Source organism: Methylomonas sp. LWB, from assembly GCF_001856095.1.
Taxonomy (GTDB): Bacteria; Pseudomonadota; Gammaproteobacteria; order Methylococcales; family Methylomonadaceae; genus Methylomonas; species Methylomonas koyamae_A.
This window is the reverse complement of record NZ_MKMC01000037.1, coordinates 1-15417: the sequence shown is the minus strand read 5'-3', so window position 1 is coordinate 15417 and position 15417 is coordinate 1. Positions and strand designations below refer to the sequence as shown.

Below are 15417 nucleotides of genomic sequence, written 5' to 3'. Positions count from 1 at the left end.
CGTCGAACAGCGTGGGCAGCGGCGCCAGGAGCAAAGCCGACCGGTTTTGGTCAAAATCGAAGCCCTGCTGCTACAACATCTGCATGCGGTAATCCCCGGTAGTTTGCTGGGCAAGGCTTTGCATTACTTGTCATCGCAGTGGTCCAAACTGATCCGCTTCGTCGACAACGGCGCTTGGCCCATCGACAACAACCTCTGCGAAAACGCCATACGCCCCTTCGTGGTGGGCCGCCGCAATTGGTTGTTTTGCGATACGGTGGCCGGCGCCCGTGCCAGCGCTAATCTTTACTCGTTGATCGAAACCTGCAAGGCCAATAGCGTCGACCCTTACACCTATCTGGTCGATCTGTTCCGAAAGCTTCCCACCGCAAAAACTGTCGAAGAGTTCGAAGCGCTGTTGCCTTGGAATCTCGACGCCCTAACGGACTAATCGCACGCCAACGGTTAAGTCATTGTCCGTTTCAGTTCTAGTGCGTCCTTCAAAGATCGCTTACGATTGAACGACGAGGCTTCAACAAAGCCGCCGTGGCGCTGGCCAACAAGAATGCCCGGATACTCTGGGCGATGGCGACGCAGGGCAAAGCATATCAAGCGGCGGTGTAACCACCGTTCGACGCCGGGTTATCCACCCTTTGCCCGCGCCTTCACACGAGAGAAGGGTTCCGGCGCGAACAAAGCGTGGATAACCCTCAACCCGGTGTAGGGCAAGACCAACAGAGTTCAACAGATTGCGGAGGCAAGTGACTCAATAGTGATGACATTCAACAGGTCAGACCGGTGCTTTTCAATCCCGTTCACCCCAGAGATTCTTGGAAATCGTTAGGTTGGTAGAGGCAAAGGCGCGCGGATAGATTCATCAGGGTCCGAAGGTCTATCAAGTACCTTCATCAAGAGACCGAATATATGGCTGCAATCTTGATCTCTGTTGGAAACATCAATTTTGATAACACTTGGCTTGCAATTGGGGAGGAGTCCATATATGGGGTGAGGGGAAATATCAAGGTAAGGCATTGATTTTATCCCCCTCACCCTGCCCTCTCCCGCGAGGAGAGGGTTCTGTTTCGACTTTTACGACACCCTCCGAAGCGAGGCGGTTCGATTTCGACGGATTCTCGCTCGATAACCAAGGATTGATCTTCCGACATCGGCGGGCTGCCCGGCGCTTAACTCCGCATGCGGATGCCAACGGGTTCTGGCCGCGCATCCGCCGGAAAAATTCACACTTGCGGGGCAGGATATGCGCTCAAAATTCGCGGCGTTCGCGCCGCCGTTTACGCCGACCGCACGTAAAACTCATTCCACCGTACAGACTATCGTCCCGACCGCGTTCCATCGAGATTCGACCGCACCTTCGTAACCGCCGAACGGACGGCCGAGAGTGTCGAAGGTACGTTCGGGTGTCGCGGCGGTACGTTCGAAGCGTTGGAGCGTGCCTTCCGGTGATTTTTATGTACGGTCGGCGTCTTTTAAAACGCGACCGCGGCCGTTGGACGTGCGGGCGAAGCCGGCGGCAGGCTGAATAAAGCCCGCGGCCATGCGGTCCGGGCGTTTTAATATCGAAAATTTGCCGGCCGGCGCGTACCGGCCGAGCGATGGCCTGAATTTGCTGTGAACGTCGGTGGGCGAAGTCGTCCGCCACGGACGGGTTTAAGCCTACCATCCATGGCACTGGATGCCCGCTTCCCGGCGGGCATGACGGTTTTGAACAACGCTGACAGATAAGAACTAGCGGAGCGAATCCGGACTCAACAGATGGATTTAAGCCTACCCTTCATGGCACTGGATGCCCATTTCCCGGCGGGCATGATGGTCTTGAACAACGCTGACAGATAAGAACTAGCGGAGCGAATCCGGACTCAACAGATGGATTTAAGCCTACCCTTCATGGCACTGGATGCCCATTTCCCGGCGGGCATGATGGTCTTGAACCACTCTGACAACTAAGCACTATCGGCGGATTTCAAGCGCGGCGGATTTAAGGTGTTCGAATCAGACCGATGATCTATGATTAGGGACTCTTACAACCAATCAGAGGGGGCTGGGATGTCGACCACGCCGCATCCGGATAATGCCGCGCCTTTCCAAGCCGCCGTGTTGGCGGCACTGGCCAAGCAATATTGCGTGTTGGATGCCGACGGCAAGGTCGTGCACGTCAGCGAAGCCTGGTTGGCGTTCGACCAAGCACACGCCAACGCCAAGCCTGCTCTGCAACTCGGCCAGCGTTATCCGGGCCTGCTCGCCGCCGGGCTGACCAACGACAGAGGCGGTCAAGCGTTTTACGACGGCATCCTGGCGGTGTTGAACGGTTCGCGGCCGGAGTTTTCGTTGGAGTACGCGTTTCGTACCGCCACCGGCCAACTGTGGTTTACCGGAAGAGTCGCGCGCTTCGCCGAGCCGGCCTTGGGCGCGGTCATCGTCATCCACGAAAACATTTCCGAATACCAACACCTGGAGAACCGGTTTCGGCAAGCGGTGGAAGCGGCGCCGAACGCGATCGTGATGGTCAACGAATCCGGTTGCATCGTCATGGTCAACGCCCAGACCGAGCTGTCGTTCGGATACACCCGCGCCGAACTGATAGGCCGGGCCGTGGAAATGTTGGTGCCCGAGCGATTTCGCGGCGGCCATGCCGACTTCCGTCGCGCCTACTTCGCCGATCCGGTGTCGCGGCCGATGGGCGCCGGCCGCGATTTATACGGGAGGCGCAAGGATGGCAGCGAATTTCCGGTCGAGATCGGCTTGGGCCTGATCGACAGCCACGACGAAACCCTGGTGTTGAGTTCCATCGTCGACATCACCGCCCGCAAACGCCTGGAACATCGATTTCGGCAGGCGGTCGAATCCGCGCCCAATGCCATCGTCATGGTCAACGAGTCCGGCACGATTTTGATGGTCAACGCGCAAACCGAGAACTCGTTCGGTTACTCGCGCACCGAGTTGCTGGGGCAGCCGGTCGAGGTATTGGTTCCGGAACGCTTTCGCGGCGGACACGTCGCCGCTCGCCAGGCCTATCTGGCCGATCCGGTATCGCGGCCGATGGGCGAGGGCCGGGATTTGTTCGGCTTGCGCAAGGACGGCAGCGAATTTCCGGTCGAAATCGGCTTGGGGCTGATCGACGACGAGAACGGCACCATCGTCCTCAGCTCCATCGTCGATATTACCGAGCGCAAAAACGCCCACGACCGCTTGCGCCAAGCGCTGACCGAAAAAGAGGTGTTGTTGAAGGAAGTCTACCACCGGGTCAAGAACAACCTGCAGGTGGTTTCCAGTCTGATCAACCTGCAAGCCGCCAGCGTGACCAGCGCGGAAACCGCCGATCTGCTCCAGCAAAGCGCCGACCGGATCAAGGCCATGGCGCTACTGCACGAGAAGCTGTATCAATCGAAGGATTTGGCGAAAATCGATTTCAACGAATACATTCGCAGTTTGGTCGATCACTTGTTATTCGGTTACGGCGCGCATGCGGGCAACATCGCGATCGAAATGGCCATCGACAATGTGTTTCTCGGCGTGGATACCGCGATTCCCTGCGGCCTGATCATCAACGAATTGCTGTCCAACGCGCTCAAGCACGCGTTTCCCGGCAATCGCGCCGGTCAAGTACGCATCGCTTTTAGCCTGCGACTGGGCGAATACTGCTTGACGATCGCCGACGACGGCGTCGGTCTTCCCGAGGCGCTGGACTTTAAAAACACCGGCTCGCTGGGCTTGCAATTGGTGGATACCTTGACTCATCAATTGCTCGGCGGGATGGACTTGAACCGGACCGCCGGCACGGCGTTCACGCTGCGTTTTCCGGAAAATCCGCAATAACCCGATAACGAGGGGGCGACGATGCAAGCCAGCAAAATCCTGATTGTCGAAGACGAAGGCATCATCGCGATGGACATCCGCAGGCAGTTGGAAGGTTTCGGTTACCAGGTGGTGGCGACCGCGTTTTCCGGCGGCCAGGCCATCACGTTGGCCAACCAGCATAAGCCGGACTTGGTGATGATGGACATCGTGTTGAAGGGCGAGATGGACGGCATTAGCGCCGCGCAAGCCATTGTCGAATCGTTGCGGATTCCGGTGATTTTTCTGACGGCTTACAGCGATTCCGCGACATTGGCGCGGGCGAAAGCCACCGGCGCCTACGGCTATTTGATCAAGCCGTTCCGGCCGGACGAACTGCATGCTTCCATCGAAGTGGCTTTGTACAAGCACCAATTGGAACGCAAACTTAAGGAGAGCGAGCAATGGTTCGGTAAAACCCTGCGCTGCATTAGCGATGCCGTCATCGCCACCGATACCGACAGTAGGGTTCGGTTTATGAACCCGGTGGCAGAGGACGCGACCGGCCAAAGTTTGGAGCAGGCCAAGGGGCGCCGAATCGAGGAGCTGATGACACTGGTTTCCGAATCGGACCGGGGCGTCGTCGAAAACCCGATCATAAGCACCCTCGAAAGTCTGGAGGTCACCGCGCTGGAGCGCGCCACGATACTGGTCAATCCGCAGGGAACCGAGTTTCCGGTGGACGACGGCGCCGCGCCCATCATCGACGACGACGGCACCTTGTTTGGCGCGGTGATGGTGTTTCGCGACATCACCGCCCGCCGAGAAATGGAAAATTTACTGCGGGAAAGCGAAGAGCGCTTTCACAGCTCGTTCGAGATGGCCGCGATCGGCATGGCCTTGGTGTCGTTGGACGGCGCTTTTCTGCAAGTCAACAACGCGCTGTGCGAAACCTTCGGTTACGGCCGGGCGGAGTTGCTGAACGGCCGTCTGCGGATGCTGATGCCGGACGGCGAGCCGCATCACTTGCTCGATCAATGCTTGCATCAATTGTTGGCCGACGAGCGGCCCACCTTTCAAATCGAATTGGAATGCTTGCACAAAACCGCCGGCAAGCGGGTTTGGACGCTGTTGAGCGCCTCGCTGGTGCGCGGTCCGGACGGCGTGCCGCAATATTTCATCGTGCAGGTCCAGAATATCAGCAACCGCAAATACGCCGAACAGCAACTGATTTACTTGGCCAATCACGACCCGCTGACCGGGCTGCTCAATCGCGATCAATTTCATGCCCGGCTCACTCAAGCGCTATCGACCGCCCGCCGGCACGGTAGCAAGCTGGCCTTGATGTTCCTGGATTTGGATCGCTTCAAATTGATTAACGACACCTTGGGCCACCGCTTGGGCGACTTGTTGCTGCAAGCGACCAGCGATCGCTTGAAAAGTACCGTGCGCGCCAACGATGTACTGGCCCGATTGGGCGGCGACGAATTCATCGTATTGCTGAACGACATTACTCACAGCGACGACGTGGCGCGCATCGCCCAAAAGACCATCGATATCCTGACCCAACCGTTTACGTTGGAAGGCAACGATCTGGTGGTCACCGCCAGCGTCGGCATCAGCGTGTTTCCCGACGACGGCAAAGACAGCCACACCCTGCTGATGAACGCCGACACCGCGATGTATCTGGCCAAGGAGCGCGGCAAGAACAACTATCAGTTTTATACGCTGGCGATGACGGAGCGGTCGTTGGAACGGATGACCGTCGAACGCGGCTTGCGGCGCGCGCTGGCCGAGCGGGAATTGCGCCTGCATTTTCAGGTGCAAATAGATAGTGTCAGCGGTTTGGCGACCGGCGCGGAAGCTTTGGTACGCTGGCAGCATCCGGAATGGGGACTGGTTTATCCGGACCGCTTTATTACCGTCGCCGAGGAAACCGGGCTGATCGTGCAAGTCGGGGCTTGGGTATTGCGCGAAGCCTGTCTGCAGGCCAAGGCTTGGATCGAACACGGCGGACCGTTCGCCAGCGTGGCGGTCAATGTCTCGGCGCGCCAGTTTTTGGAAGCGAATTTATTTCAAACGGTGAAGGATATTTTGAGCGAAACCGGGTTGAATCCTAACGCGCTGGAACTGGAAATCACCGAGTCGGCGGTGATGCAAAACCCGGAAAGCACGTTGCAGGTACTGCGCCAGTTCCAGGCCTTGGGCGTGCGGCTGAGCATAGACGATTTCGGTACCGGTTATTCCAATCTGACCTATCTGTACCGGTTTCCGGTGCAGAGCGTCAAAATCGATCGCTCCTTCGTCATCGGTCTGGCCGAAGACGGTAGCAGCAAAACCCTGGTCAGGGCGATCGTCGCGCTGGCCCACGAGCTAAGGCTGTCGGTGGTGGTCGAGGGTGTGGAGACCGCCGAGCAACTGGCCTTTTTAACGGCGCAAGGCTGCGATTCGCTACAAGGTTATCTGTTCAGCCGGCCGGTCAGCGCCGAACAATTCTCGCAGGCCTTCGTCGGCGCCGGGCTCAGGAGCCACTTGCCTTAAGCCGTAATGTCGTTAGGTTAAGGTTTGACCGTTCGCCCTGAGCCTGTCGAAGGGTGAATGGTTAAGCCGTTCATGGTTCGACAGGGCTCTCCTGAGCGCAGTCGTAGGACTCACCACGAACGACTCGACTTAACCTAAAAAGAGCAGTTTGGCGATGAAAAATCCCGTTCGTCCTGAGCTTGTCGAAGGGCGCGCGGGACTTTTCATTCACCCGTTTGGTGAGTGTATTGCGAGCCGTCCATGCTTCGACATTGCTCAGCACGAACGGCCCGCAATACACGCCAACTGCCCTTTTTAGGCTTAACGATCATGAAACCGCTGCATCGCCCAGCAAATGAAAGGTAGTGGCGTAGGGGTGGCTTTAGCCGCGATTGAAGGCGCTCTGCCACCGAATTGGGTGGCGGCGTCCGGCGACTTTCAGAGTAACGGCATTGCCGTGAGCCGGGATAGGCGGTCGCCGTGTCCAATCCAGCCCGCGACGTCGACAAGCAAAGTCGAATCGATACGATAAGATTTTCCGAGCGGAAGGCGGTGTGTTAACGTGGCCGTTTTTACCGGAAACCATCACTCGTTATGACATCATCCTTCAAGCTCGCTCTCGCCGCTTTCCTGCTGCCCGCCGCCGCGCTTGCCGCGACGCCGGCCGGGCAGGACCGCTTGCATATTTTTAACGACATGCCGACCAAGACCGGCGATGCGCTGTTTTCGTATACGGCGGAATGGCGTATCGACGACGGCGAACTTTATCGCGCCACCGGACTGAGCTTTTTGAATCCGGCCAAGTTCGAGGGCGCGGCGCCGACCGCGGTGACCAAAAAGCTGCTGACCGCGATCAAGGACGGCATGATTCAGCTCGATCCCAATTGGCGCGGGATGACCGTCAACCAGCCGGAGGGGCAGCCTGAATTGGCGATTGCCAATCGAGCCGGCTACGCGCTGACCAATATCATCGTCAGGGATTACACCAACCAAAAAATGCGTTATGCCTTGGGTGACCGGGCGTTCGGCGCCGCCGGCGTCCGGGTGGCGGTCGATTTGGTATATGCGGCCGACGTTGAGTATTTGGAGGGTTTTACCTCCAAGAAGAACCAAAGCGGTTCGCACGGCGAAATCGAAATCGTAATCGACGGCCAGCGGCCGGTGACGCTTAAGACCGACGGCAAGACCACGGCCGAATTGGAACAAGAACTGGCCCGGCAGTTGGCTGGCAGTCAGCTCGGTGTCACGCCGCTGTTTCCGCACATCGTCAACAAGGATACTCGCAACAACAAACCTTTCGACGGTAGCGAGCTGCAATGGACCAATCTCGGCGCCAAGGCGATTGCGGTCAACGTCACCGATCCGCAACTCGGCGTTCTGGTCAAATTCAAATACCCGAACGATACCGCCGGCGGCGCGGTGGCCGATTCCGGCTTGATCCTGCCTTTGCTCGGCGCGGCGGCGGTTGGGGTGGTTGGATTTTTGGCATACCGCCGTCGCCGCCCCGTGTGATTCGGCGGCGGATTCAGTCGGCAAACTTTAATCCGGTTTTCACCGTTTTTTAATTCTCTCTCCAGAAGGTCTTCATGCGGATTGCGTATTCTGTTTCACGTGCGTTACCGGGCCAGGCTGCGTCGCCGGCGGCTTGGGTTGGTAACGCACAAGACAGGATGTGGGTCGCACAAGGACGTGATTTTAATTTTTGGAGACAGTATGGTCAGATTCGGGACCGTTGTTTTAATCGGCTGGCTACTGGCCACCGATACCCCCCAGGCCAATAACCGGCTACCGACCGACCAAATTCATCATTTTCAGATTTCGGATAGGCTGTTCGATCAGTACGATTTCGAGCGGTGGAGTTTGTTAGCCGAAAGCGGTGCCGCCTTGCAACGGCCGGCTACTCCCAGCGCGGTTGGCGCGCGGCGCTTGGAGCTTGCCCATCAGAGCGGCGTTTCGTCCGGAGTCTATCGGTTTCAGGGCGAACGTTTGACGAATGCCGATCTTGGCGGCGAAAGCGCCGCGCAAATCTGGCTGGATAATGTGTTTTTGTTGGCGCTAACCGACGGGCCGCGCCGTAAAGTGCCGGCGGCGAATGTCGCGCCTATTCCGGATCTTGGCGGCGTTTCGGTGCCGTTGCCGGCGGCGGCGTGGACGATGTGTTCCGCCGTGATGGGGCTGCTGTACGCCGGACGGCGCAAGCCGGTTTAACGCTTTTTCTTCTCTTCCGTCCCCGCACCGGGCGGACGGCCGCGAGTCGTCCCATGCGCCCGCGTCCCCGGTTCGGTGCTTGCTTGGCAAGCACCGGCTTCGGGTGCTATTCGGTCAAACGCTGGCTGATGCGCTGATACGCCGCTTTCAATTCCTCTCCGACCACTTGCGCCTTGGCAATGTAGTCTTCGGATGTTTCTATCGACTCGTCGGCGATTTCGGAGGCCTTGGACTTGAACTGCTGCCAAAGTTGTTCGGCTTCGGCGAATTCGTCCTTGGCATCCATAGAGGCCAGATGCAGTTTAAGTTGTAAGCTCTCCCGTTCCGTATTGAGTTTTTCCAGCAAATGATCGAAATCTTGGCTTAATGACATGGTCTATCTCCCGTTTGGTTGAGACCGTGCGACCGCCAATTAGCGGGAAAGTTTAACCGTTAAGCCGATTCGCTGGCTTGGAACGCACGCGCGGCCGGTGTGGCTCGGCTTGATCGAGATCAAACCGTCCGGCGCGGCGTTGGGGTTCAATATACTCGGACGGTTCGCCAACGCGGCCGGCCGAGTCGTTGTCGATTCGGTCGGGTCTCGCCAACGGTGCGCCGATTCCGCATCTTTTTGGAGATAGGGGAGGACAAATGGATAACGACCTACTGATCGATCAAGCCCGCCGTCTGTATGCCCGATTGGCGGTATCGCAAGTTTGGCTACCTTACCCGCAAACCGGCGGCGCGTTGCGGCGTTTCGAGCAGGCGACGGAGCGCGCCTACGGGCGCTATCTGCGTCGCTTGAACCGTTGCGCCTGCTGCCATCGGCAGCGCGGCTACGAGTGCATCCGCCTAGCCGGTCACAAACGCATACCCTGTTTGCGCCGGCCTGCGGTCGCAAAGTCTCGAGCCGAGCAGAGCTGGCGGGATTACCGTTTAGCCGGCTGAGCCCGAATCCGCCGGTTTTCAGGCGGGGAGCTTCACTCTAGCGTCTCCTCTACACGGCATCCGGGCTATCCTAAAATCGCCCACACCCTGGCGGCCGTCCCGCGCTAAAATCCCCGCCCAGGTTTGGCATGGGGCCAGGCCGACTGCTATCGCCACCATCATGCTCAATTTCAAAAACATCGCGATCCGCCGCGGCAACCGCTTGTTGTTCAGCGGCGCGTCCTTCACGATACACAAGGGCCAAAAGATCGGTCTGACCGGCGCCAACGGCGCCGGCAAATCCAGCTTGTTCGCACTGCTGCGCAACGAACTTCACGCCGACGAGGGCGAGTTTTCGATGCCGCCGAATCTGGAGATTGCCCACGTCGCTCAGGAGACCCCGGCTCTGCCCAGTTCGGCGATCGATTACGTGTTGGACGGCGACCGCGAACTGCGCGCCTTGCAGCAACAATTGGCGGCGGCCGAGGCCGATCACGACGGCATCAAGTTGGCCGAATTGCACGTCGCGCTGGACCACGTCGGCGGCTACACCGCCCAGGCCCGCGCGTCGCGCTTGCTGAACGGTCTGGGATTCAGCACCGAACAGGAAAGCCGGCCGGTCAGTTCGTTCTCCGGCGGTTGGCGGATGCGATTGAATCTGGCTCAAGCCTTGATGTGCCGGTCCGACGTGTTATTGCTCGACGAGCCGACCAACCACCTGGACTTGGACGCGGTGATGTATTTGCAGGACTGGCTGGTCAAATATCCCGGCACCTTGCTGTTGATTTCGCACGACCGCGATTTTCTCGACACCATCACCGACCACATCGTCCATATCGAACAAAACCAGGCCGAGATCTACACCGGCAACTATTCGGCATTCGAACGCATGCGCGCCGAGAAATTGGCCCAGCAACAATCGGCTTACGAAAAGCAGCAGCGCGAAATCGCGCACATGCAAAGCTTCGTCGATCGCTTCAAGGCCCAGGCGACCAAGGCCCGTCAGGCGCAGAGCCGGATCAAGGCCCTGGAACGCATGGAATTGATCGCCCAGGCCCACGTAGATTCGCCGTTCGGTTTCAGCTTTCCGCCGCCGAAAAAAATGCCCAATCCGCTGCTGCAACTGGAACACGCGGACATCGGCTACGGCGACAAAGTCATCGTCAAAAACGCCAGCCTGACCATTACGCCCGGCGATCGCATTGGCTTGCTGGGACCCAACGGCGCCGGCAAGTCCAGTCTGATCAAGGTGCTATCCGGACAAATGCCGGCCTTGAGCGGCAAGTTGCGGAACGCTCAGGACTTGAACATCGGCTACTTCGCCCAGCATCAACTGGAGTTGCTGCGGCTGGAGGAAAGCCCGCTGTGGCATCTGCAACAGCTCGACAAGCAAGCCACCGAGAAGGATTTGCGCAATTTTCTGGGCGGTTTCGATTTTCGCGGCGACAAGGTCAACGATCCGGTCGAGCCGTTTTCCGGCGGCGAAAAAGCCCGGCTGGTGTTGGCGATGCTGGTTTATCAAAACCCGAATTTGCTGTTGCTCGACGAGCCGACCAACCATCTGGATTTGGAGATGCGTCATGCCTTGAGCGTGGCCTTGCAGGAATACCAAGGCGCGTTGCTGGTGGTGTCGCACGACCGGCATTTGCTGCGCTCGGTCACCGATACCTTGCTGCTGGTGGCCGGCGGGCAAGTCCAACCCTTCGACGGCGATCTGGACGATTACAAGCAATGGTTGGCCGAACAAAAAAAGGCCGGCGACGAACCGGCCGGAGCGGTGGAAGCGGCGAGCGGCGTGTCCCGTAAGGATCAACGCAAACAGGATGCCGAACGCCGGCAGCGTTTGAAACCGTTGCTGGACGCGGTCAAGAAAGCCGAGGCGGCGGTCGAGAAGTTTCACCAGCAGCAGCGCGAGCTGGAGGAACAACTGGCCGATCCGGCTATCTACAGCGACGACAACAAGGAAAGGCTCAAGCAGTTGTTGGCTCAAAAGGCGAACGTCGATAGCGCGCTGGAACAGGCCGAACTGGATTGGCTGACCGCCGAGGAAACTCTGGCGCAGGCCGAATAATCGGGGTTGGCCGATCCGGACGCTGCCGCCCACGTCCGGGCGGCGATTTGACAGACCGCCGATGTCCCGGCAGTTTAGCTTGCCAAGCCGGCGCGAGCCGGCACCTACTCATTTCAGCGGAGCCATCATGTACCAACTAGTGCTGTTGTTTTTCGAGATCTGCATGCTACGCAAGGGGCCGCAAGACGTGCCGGCGTCGCGCTGGCTAACCCGGCTGGCCTTCCTGCCTTACGCGCTGATCAATCTGTTGATTTTGCTGATCGGCAGTAGCTTCGCCGGCGCCCTGCTGCAGTTATTGCTGCAAACCGCGTTGATCGTTGGGTTTACGTATCCGTTGCTGTATTTTTCCGGCAATCCGAACCGCTTTCCACAAACCCTGACGGCGTTGCTGGGCTGCGATGCAATGATCACCTTCTTCGCGATTCCGGCGATGGCCAGTTTGGAAACCCAGGCCAACCAACTCGCCTATATCGCGATGTTGTTGCTGATGGCCTGGCACTGGCTGATCAACGGCAACATCTATCGCCACGCGCTGGACAAGCCGTTGCCGTTCGGGTTGGCGTTGGCGCTTTTGTATATACTGATTTCGTCGCAAGCGATGTCCTTGCTGTTTCCCGAACTTCCCACCGCAGAATAAGAGAGAGCCATGGCCATTTACCAACACATATTACTGGCAGTCGATTTTTTCGAGGCCAACGACCAAGTCGTTCACAAGGCTAGCCAAATTGCCGAGCAGAACAATGCCAAGCTCAGCTTGGTTCACGTCGTCGACAATTTGCCGATTTCCGATCCGGCCGCCGACGCCATCATCCCATTCGATGTCGAATTGACCCAGGAGCTGATGGATGCCTGCAAACAACGCCTAATTAAACTCGGCGAGGAACTGCAGGTGCCGGTCGAACGCCAATACCTGGAAATGGGTAGCCCGAAAATGGAAATCGTCCGGATTGCCGAGGAAAACCAGGCCGACTTGATCGTGGTCGGCTCGCACGGCCGGCACGGTTTGGCCCTGCTGCTCGGCTCTACCGCCAACGGCGTGTTGCACCACGCCAAATGCGACGTACTGGCGGTCAGGCTGGCGGATGATTGAATTGGTGCTGGGCGGGGCGCGTTCAGGCAAGAGTCGCTATGCCGAAACGCGGGCCGCCGAATCGGGCTTGCCGGTGGTCTACGTGGCTACCGCCGAAGCCGGCGACGCCGAGATGCGCGAGCGCATCGCCCGCCATCGTCTAGATCGTCCCGCCGGCTGGGTGACCGTCGAGGAGCCGCTGGATCTGGCCGGTACGCTACGGGCCGCCGCCGCCGATCGCTGCATTCTGGTCGATTGCCTGACGCTGTGGCTCAGCAATGCCTTGTTCGATAGTCGCGGCAATTTGCGGGCCGATCACTATTACCGCCACCGCGACGCGCTATGCGAAACCTTAAGCTCGGTGCGGCGACGGGTGGTGATGGTCAGCAACGAAGTCGGTTACGGCGTGGTCGCCGCCGATCCGGCCACCCGCCGTTTCGTGGACGAGGCCGGTTTTTTGCATCAACGGCTGGCCGAAATCTGCGACCGGGTGACGTTGGTGGCGGCCGGTTTGCCGCTGGTTCTGAAATCGGCGTGAGCATGGATTGGATATTTCAAGCGCCGGCCCAGCCGGACCGGCGGCTGTTCGAGATCGCCGCCGCCCGGCAAGCGCAATTGACCAAACCGCCCGGATCGCTGGGTGTGCTGGAGGAAAGCGCCGTGCGCTTGGCGGCTTTGCAGCGCCGGGAGCGGCCGAGCGTCGAACGCGTCTGGATCAGTGTGTTCGCCGCCGATCACGGCATCGCCGAGGCGGGCGTGTCGGCCTTTCCGCAAGTGGTCACCCAGGAAATGGTCAAGAATTTCGCGGCCGGCGGCGCCGCGGTCAACGTGTTGGCTCGCGCCCTCGGCGCGGACTTCGAAGTCGTCGATGTCGGTCTGGTGGCGCCGGTGGACGTGCCGGGCGTCGTCAATTGCCGCGCGGGTTCCGGTACGGCCAGCTTTTTGACGGCGCCGGCAATGCGTGCCGAGCAACTTGCGGTCGCGTTGTCCGCCGGCCGGGACGCGGTGGCGCGAGCGCTGGCTGCCGGCGCCGAATTGTTCGTCGGCGGCGAAATGGGTATCGCCAATACCGCCAGTGCCAGCGCATTGGCCGCCGCCCGGCTGGGTTTGCCGGCCGCCGGTTTAACCGGCGCCGGTACCGGTTTGAGCCCTGGGCAGATCGACAGGAAGGCGGCGGTCATCGAGCAGGCCTTGGCCTTGCACCGCGAGGCCTTGAACTCGCCGCTAGCGATGTTGCAAATCCTGGGCGGTTTCGAAATCGCCGCGCTGACCGGTGCCTATCTGGCCGCGGCCCAGCAGGGTTTGCCGGTCGTCGTCGACGGCTTCATTAGCGGGGTGGCGGCCTTACTGGCCGCCGCGCTATGTCCGGGCTGCGCCGATTGGTTGTTCTTCGGCCACCGTTCGGCCGAAAAAGGTCACGTTCTGGTGTTGGAAGCGCTACACGCCAGGCCCTTGCTGGCGTTGGATTTGAGGCTGGGCGAAGCCAGCGGGGCGTTGATGGCGATACCGGTGTTGCAAATGGCTTGCCGCTTGCACAACGAGATGGCGACCTTCGCCCAGGCCGGAGTCAGTACCGCTTGATGCCGGCGGAACGCCAGCCGTGGCGGCCGGGCGGCGTTTCCCGTATCATGAGCGGCCGAAAACGCCAGGGCTGATCCGGCGTTTTCGGCTACCGGGTCGGACTCCGACCTGCTTCATAAGAATAAACCCGCCCGAGAGCCCGATGCGGCGTATTCGAGGCGGCGAGAACCGGGTTAACGACATGCTAGGACATATAGAGAGTTACGACGCCGATTGCCAAACCGGCGTTATCAGAGCCAAAGACCAATTTTACGAGTTTCATATCGAGCAATGGCAATCCGACGCGCCGCCCAAGTCCGGCGACGACGTGGATTTCGATTTCGAGGACGACAAAGTCACCGAAGTCAGCCTGGTCGGTGCCTATCTGATGGAATCCCAACCGGTGAAAAGCCGGATAGTGGCCGGTTTGTTGGGTATCTCGCTGGGTGCGGTCGGTTTGCACCGCATCTATTTGGGCTTTTACACGATAGGTATCGTACAGATTCTGGTGACCTTGGCGACCGGCGGTTACGGCGTGATGTGGGGCTTCATCGAGGGCGTGCTGATCCTGACCGGACATATTTTCAAAGACGCCAAGGGCAGGCACCTGAAATAACCGTGCGAGCGTTCTGGCTGGCCTGGCAATTTCTGACCCGGTTTCCGGTCCCGGCGGTTGGGTTCGACGGACCGACGGCCGGCCGATCCTTGCTTTGCTATCCGTTGGTCGGTTTGCTGCTCGGCGGCTTGTTGAGCGGGTTGGCGGCCTGGTTGGCCGGAACGCAGGCCTACTTGCTGGCGGGCATCTTGTTGACGGCGTGGGTACTGGCGACCGGCGCGCTGCATTTGGACGGTTTGGCCGATTGCGCGGATGCCTGGGTCGGCGGCCAGGGCGACCGCGAACGCAGTTTGCGCATTATGAAAGATCCGGCCGCCGGGCCGGTGGCGGTCTGTTTGCTGGTGTTAATCCTGTTGCTGAAATGGGCGGCGCTGACGGCGCTGTTGGAACGGCATGATCCGTCACCGCTATGGACCGCGCCGTTACTGGGGCGCACGGCGATTTTGCTGCTCATGTTGACCGCCGAGTACGTCAGCCCAGCCGGGTTGGCGGCGACCTGGCTGGCGCATGCCGATTTCCGGGCGATGCGCTGGACCGTCGGCGCGGCGCTGTTGTTGGCGTTGGGCCTGTCGGGCTGGCTGCCGCTGCTCGCGGCCGGTCTGGTGCTGTGGTGGCTGCGGCGCGCGGCGCTGGCCCGTTTGGGCGGCGCGACCGGCGACGTGTACGGCGCCGCCGTCGAATTGGTCGAAACGGCGG

14 protein-coding genes and 1 pseudogene are annotated in these 15417 nt (G+C 59.6%); 14 read left to right on the top strand and 1 reads right to left on the bottom strand.

The window, feature by feature from the left end; translation table 11 throughout:
- The 6 genes and pseudogenes from BJL95_RS15925 to BJL95_RS15905 form a co-directional block, all read left to right on the top strand.
- On the top strand, nt 1-430 hold a 430-nt coding region (locus BJL95_RS15925), incomplete at its 5' end, for a transposase (RefSeq protein WP_139306269.1).
- A 65-nt stretch (nt 431-495) separates the two neighbouring features.
- Nucleotides 496-603, top strand: a pseudogene (locus BJL95_RS25780) (IS110 family transposase); the annotation flags it as partial.
- A gap of 1440 nt (nt 604-2043) precedes the next feature.
- Nucleotides 2044-3813, top strand: a complete 1770-nt coding sequence (locus BJL95_RS15920) for a PAS domain S-box protein (protein WP_254786823.1) — start codon at nt 2044-2046, stop codon at nt 3811-3813.
- A 21-nt stretch (nt 3814-3834) separates the two neighbouring features.
- A complete protein-coding gene (locus BJL95_RS15915) occupies nt 3835-6312 on the top strand; it encodes an EAL domain-containing protein (RefSeq protein ID WP_071159343.1) in 2478 nt (825 codons plus the stop codon).
- Between the two features lie 573 nt (nt 6313-6885).
- Nucleotides 6886-7803, top strand: coding sequence for a hypothetical protein (locus BJL95_RS15910; protein ID WP_071159341.1), 918 nt, complete (start codon nt 6886-6888; stop codon nt 7801-7803).
- Nucleotides 7804-8004: 201 nt separating this feature from the next.
- Nucleotides 8005-8499: a hypothetical protein gene (locus BJL95_RS15905; RefSeq protein WP_071159338.1), complete on the top strand. Its 495-nt coding sequence runs from the start codon at nt 8005-8007 to the stop codon at nt 8497-8499.
- 106 nt (nt 8500-8605) lie between these two features.
- Here the strand turns inward: BJL95_RS15905 and BJL95_RS15900 are convergent, their stop codons facing one another.
- Nucleotides 8606-8872, bottom strand: coding sequence for a hypothetical protein (locus BJL95_RS15900; RefSeq protein WP_064025542.1), 267 nt, complete (start codon nt 8870-8872; stop codon nt 8606-8608).
- Between the two features lie 257 nt (nt 8873-9129).
- Here BJL95_RS15900 and BJL95_RS15895 point away from each other — a divergent pair, with 257 nt between their 5' ends.
- The 8 genes from BJL95_RS15895 to BJL95_RS15860 all read left to right on the top strand — a co-directional run.
- A complete protein-coding gene (locus BJL95_RS15895) occupies nt 9130-9426 on the top strand; it encodes a hypothetical protein (protein WP_064025540.1) in 297 nt (98 codons plus the stop codon).
- Between the two features lie 160 nt (nt 9427-9586).
- Entirely contained in the window at nt 9587-11476 is a 1890-nt protein-coding gene (locus tag BJL95_RS15890; RefSeq protein WP_071159337.1) for an ATP-binding cassette domain-containing protein, read from the top strand.
- 127 nt (nt 11477-11603) lie between these two features.
- Complete coding sequence (locus BJL95_RS15885; protein ID WP_064025557.1) at nt 11604-12113, top strand: hypothetical protein; 510 nt, start codon at nt 11604-11606, stop codon at nt 12111-12113.
- A gap of 9 nt (nt 12114-12122) precedes the next feature.
- Nucleotides 12123-12566, top strand: coding sequence for a universal stress protein (locus BJL95_RS15880; protein WP_064025536.1), 444 nt, complete (start codon nt 12123-12125; stop codon nt 12564-12566).
- Nucleotides 12559-13083 carry a bifunctional adenosylcobinamide kinase/adenosylcobinamide-phosphate guanylyltransferase gene (gene cobU, locus BJL95_RS15875; protein ID WP_071159335.1) on the top strand — a complete coding sequence of 175 codons (525 nt, stop codon included), beginning with the start codon at nt 12559-12561 and terminating at the stop codon, nt 13081-13083. Before BJL95_RS15880 ends, cobU begins: the two co-directional genes overlap by 8 nt.
- A gap of 2 nt (nt 13084-13085) precedes the next feature.
- Nucleotides 13086-14126 (top strand): nicotinate-nucleotide--dimethylbenzimidazole phosphoribosyltransferase, encoded by a 1041-nt coding sequence (gene cobT / locus BJL95_RS15870; protein WP_071159333.1) that lies wholly within the window; start codon nt 13086-13088, stop codon nt 14124-14126.
- A gap of 142 nt (nt 14127-14268) precedes the next feature.
- Nucleotides 14269-14721 (top strand): TM2 domain-containing protein, encoded by a 453-nt coding sequence (locus BJL95_RS15865; RefSeq protein WP_254786822.1) that lies wholly within the window; start codon nt 14269-14271, stop codon nt 14719-14721.
- Nucleotides 14722-14723: 2 nt separating this feature from the next.
- Nucleotides 14724-15417 (top strand): adenosylcobinamide-GDP ribazoletransferase (locus tag BJL95_RS15860; protein WP_071159331.1); only part of this gene is annotated, 694 nt, incomplete at its 3' end.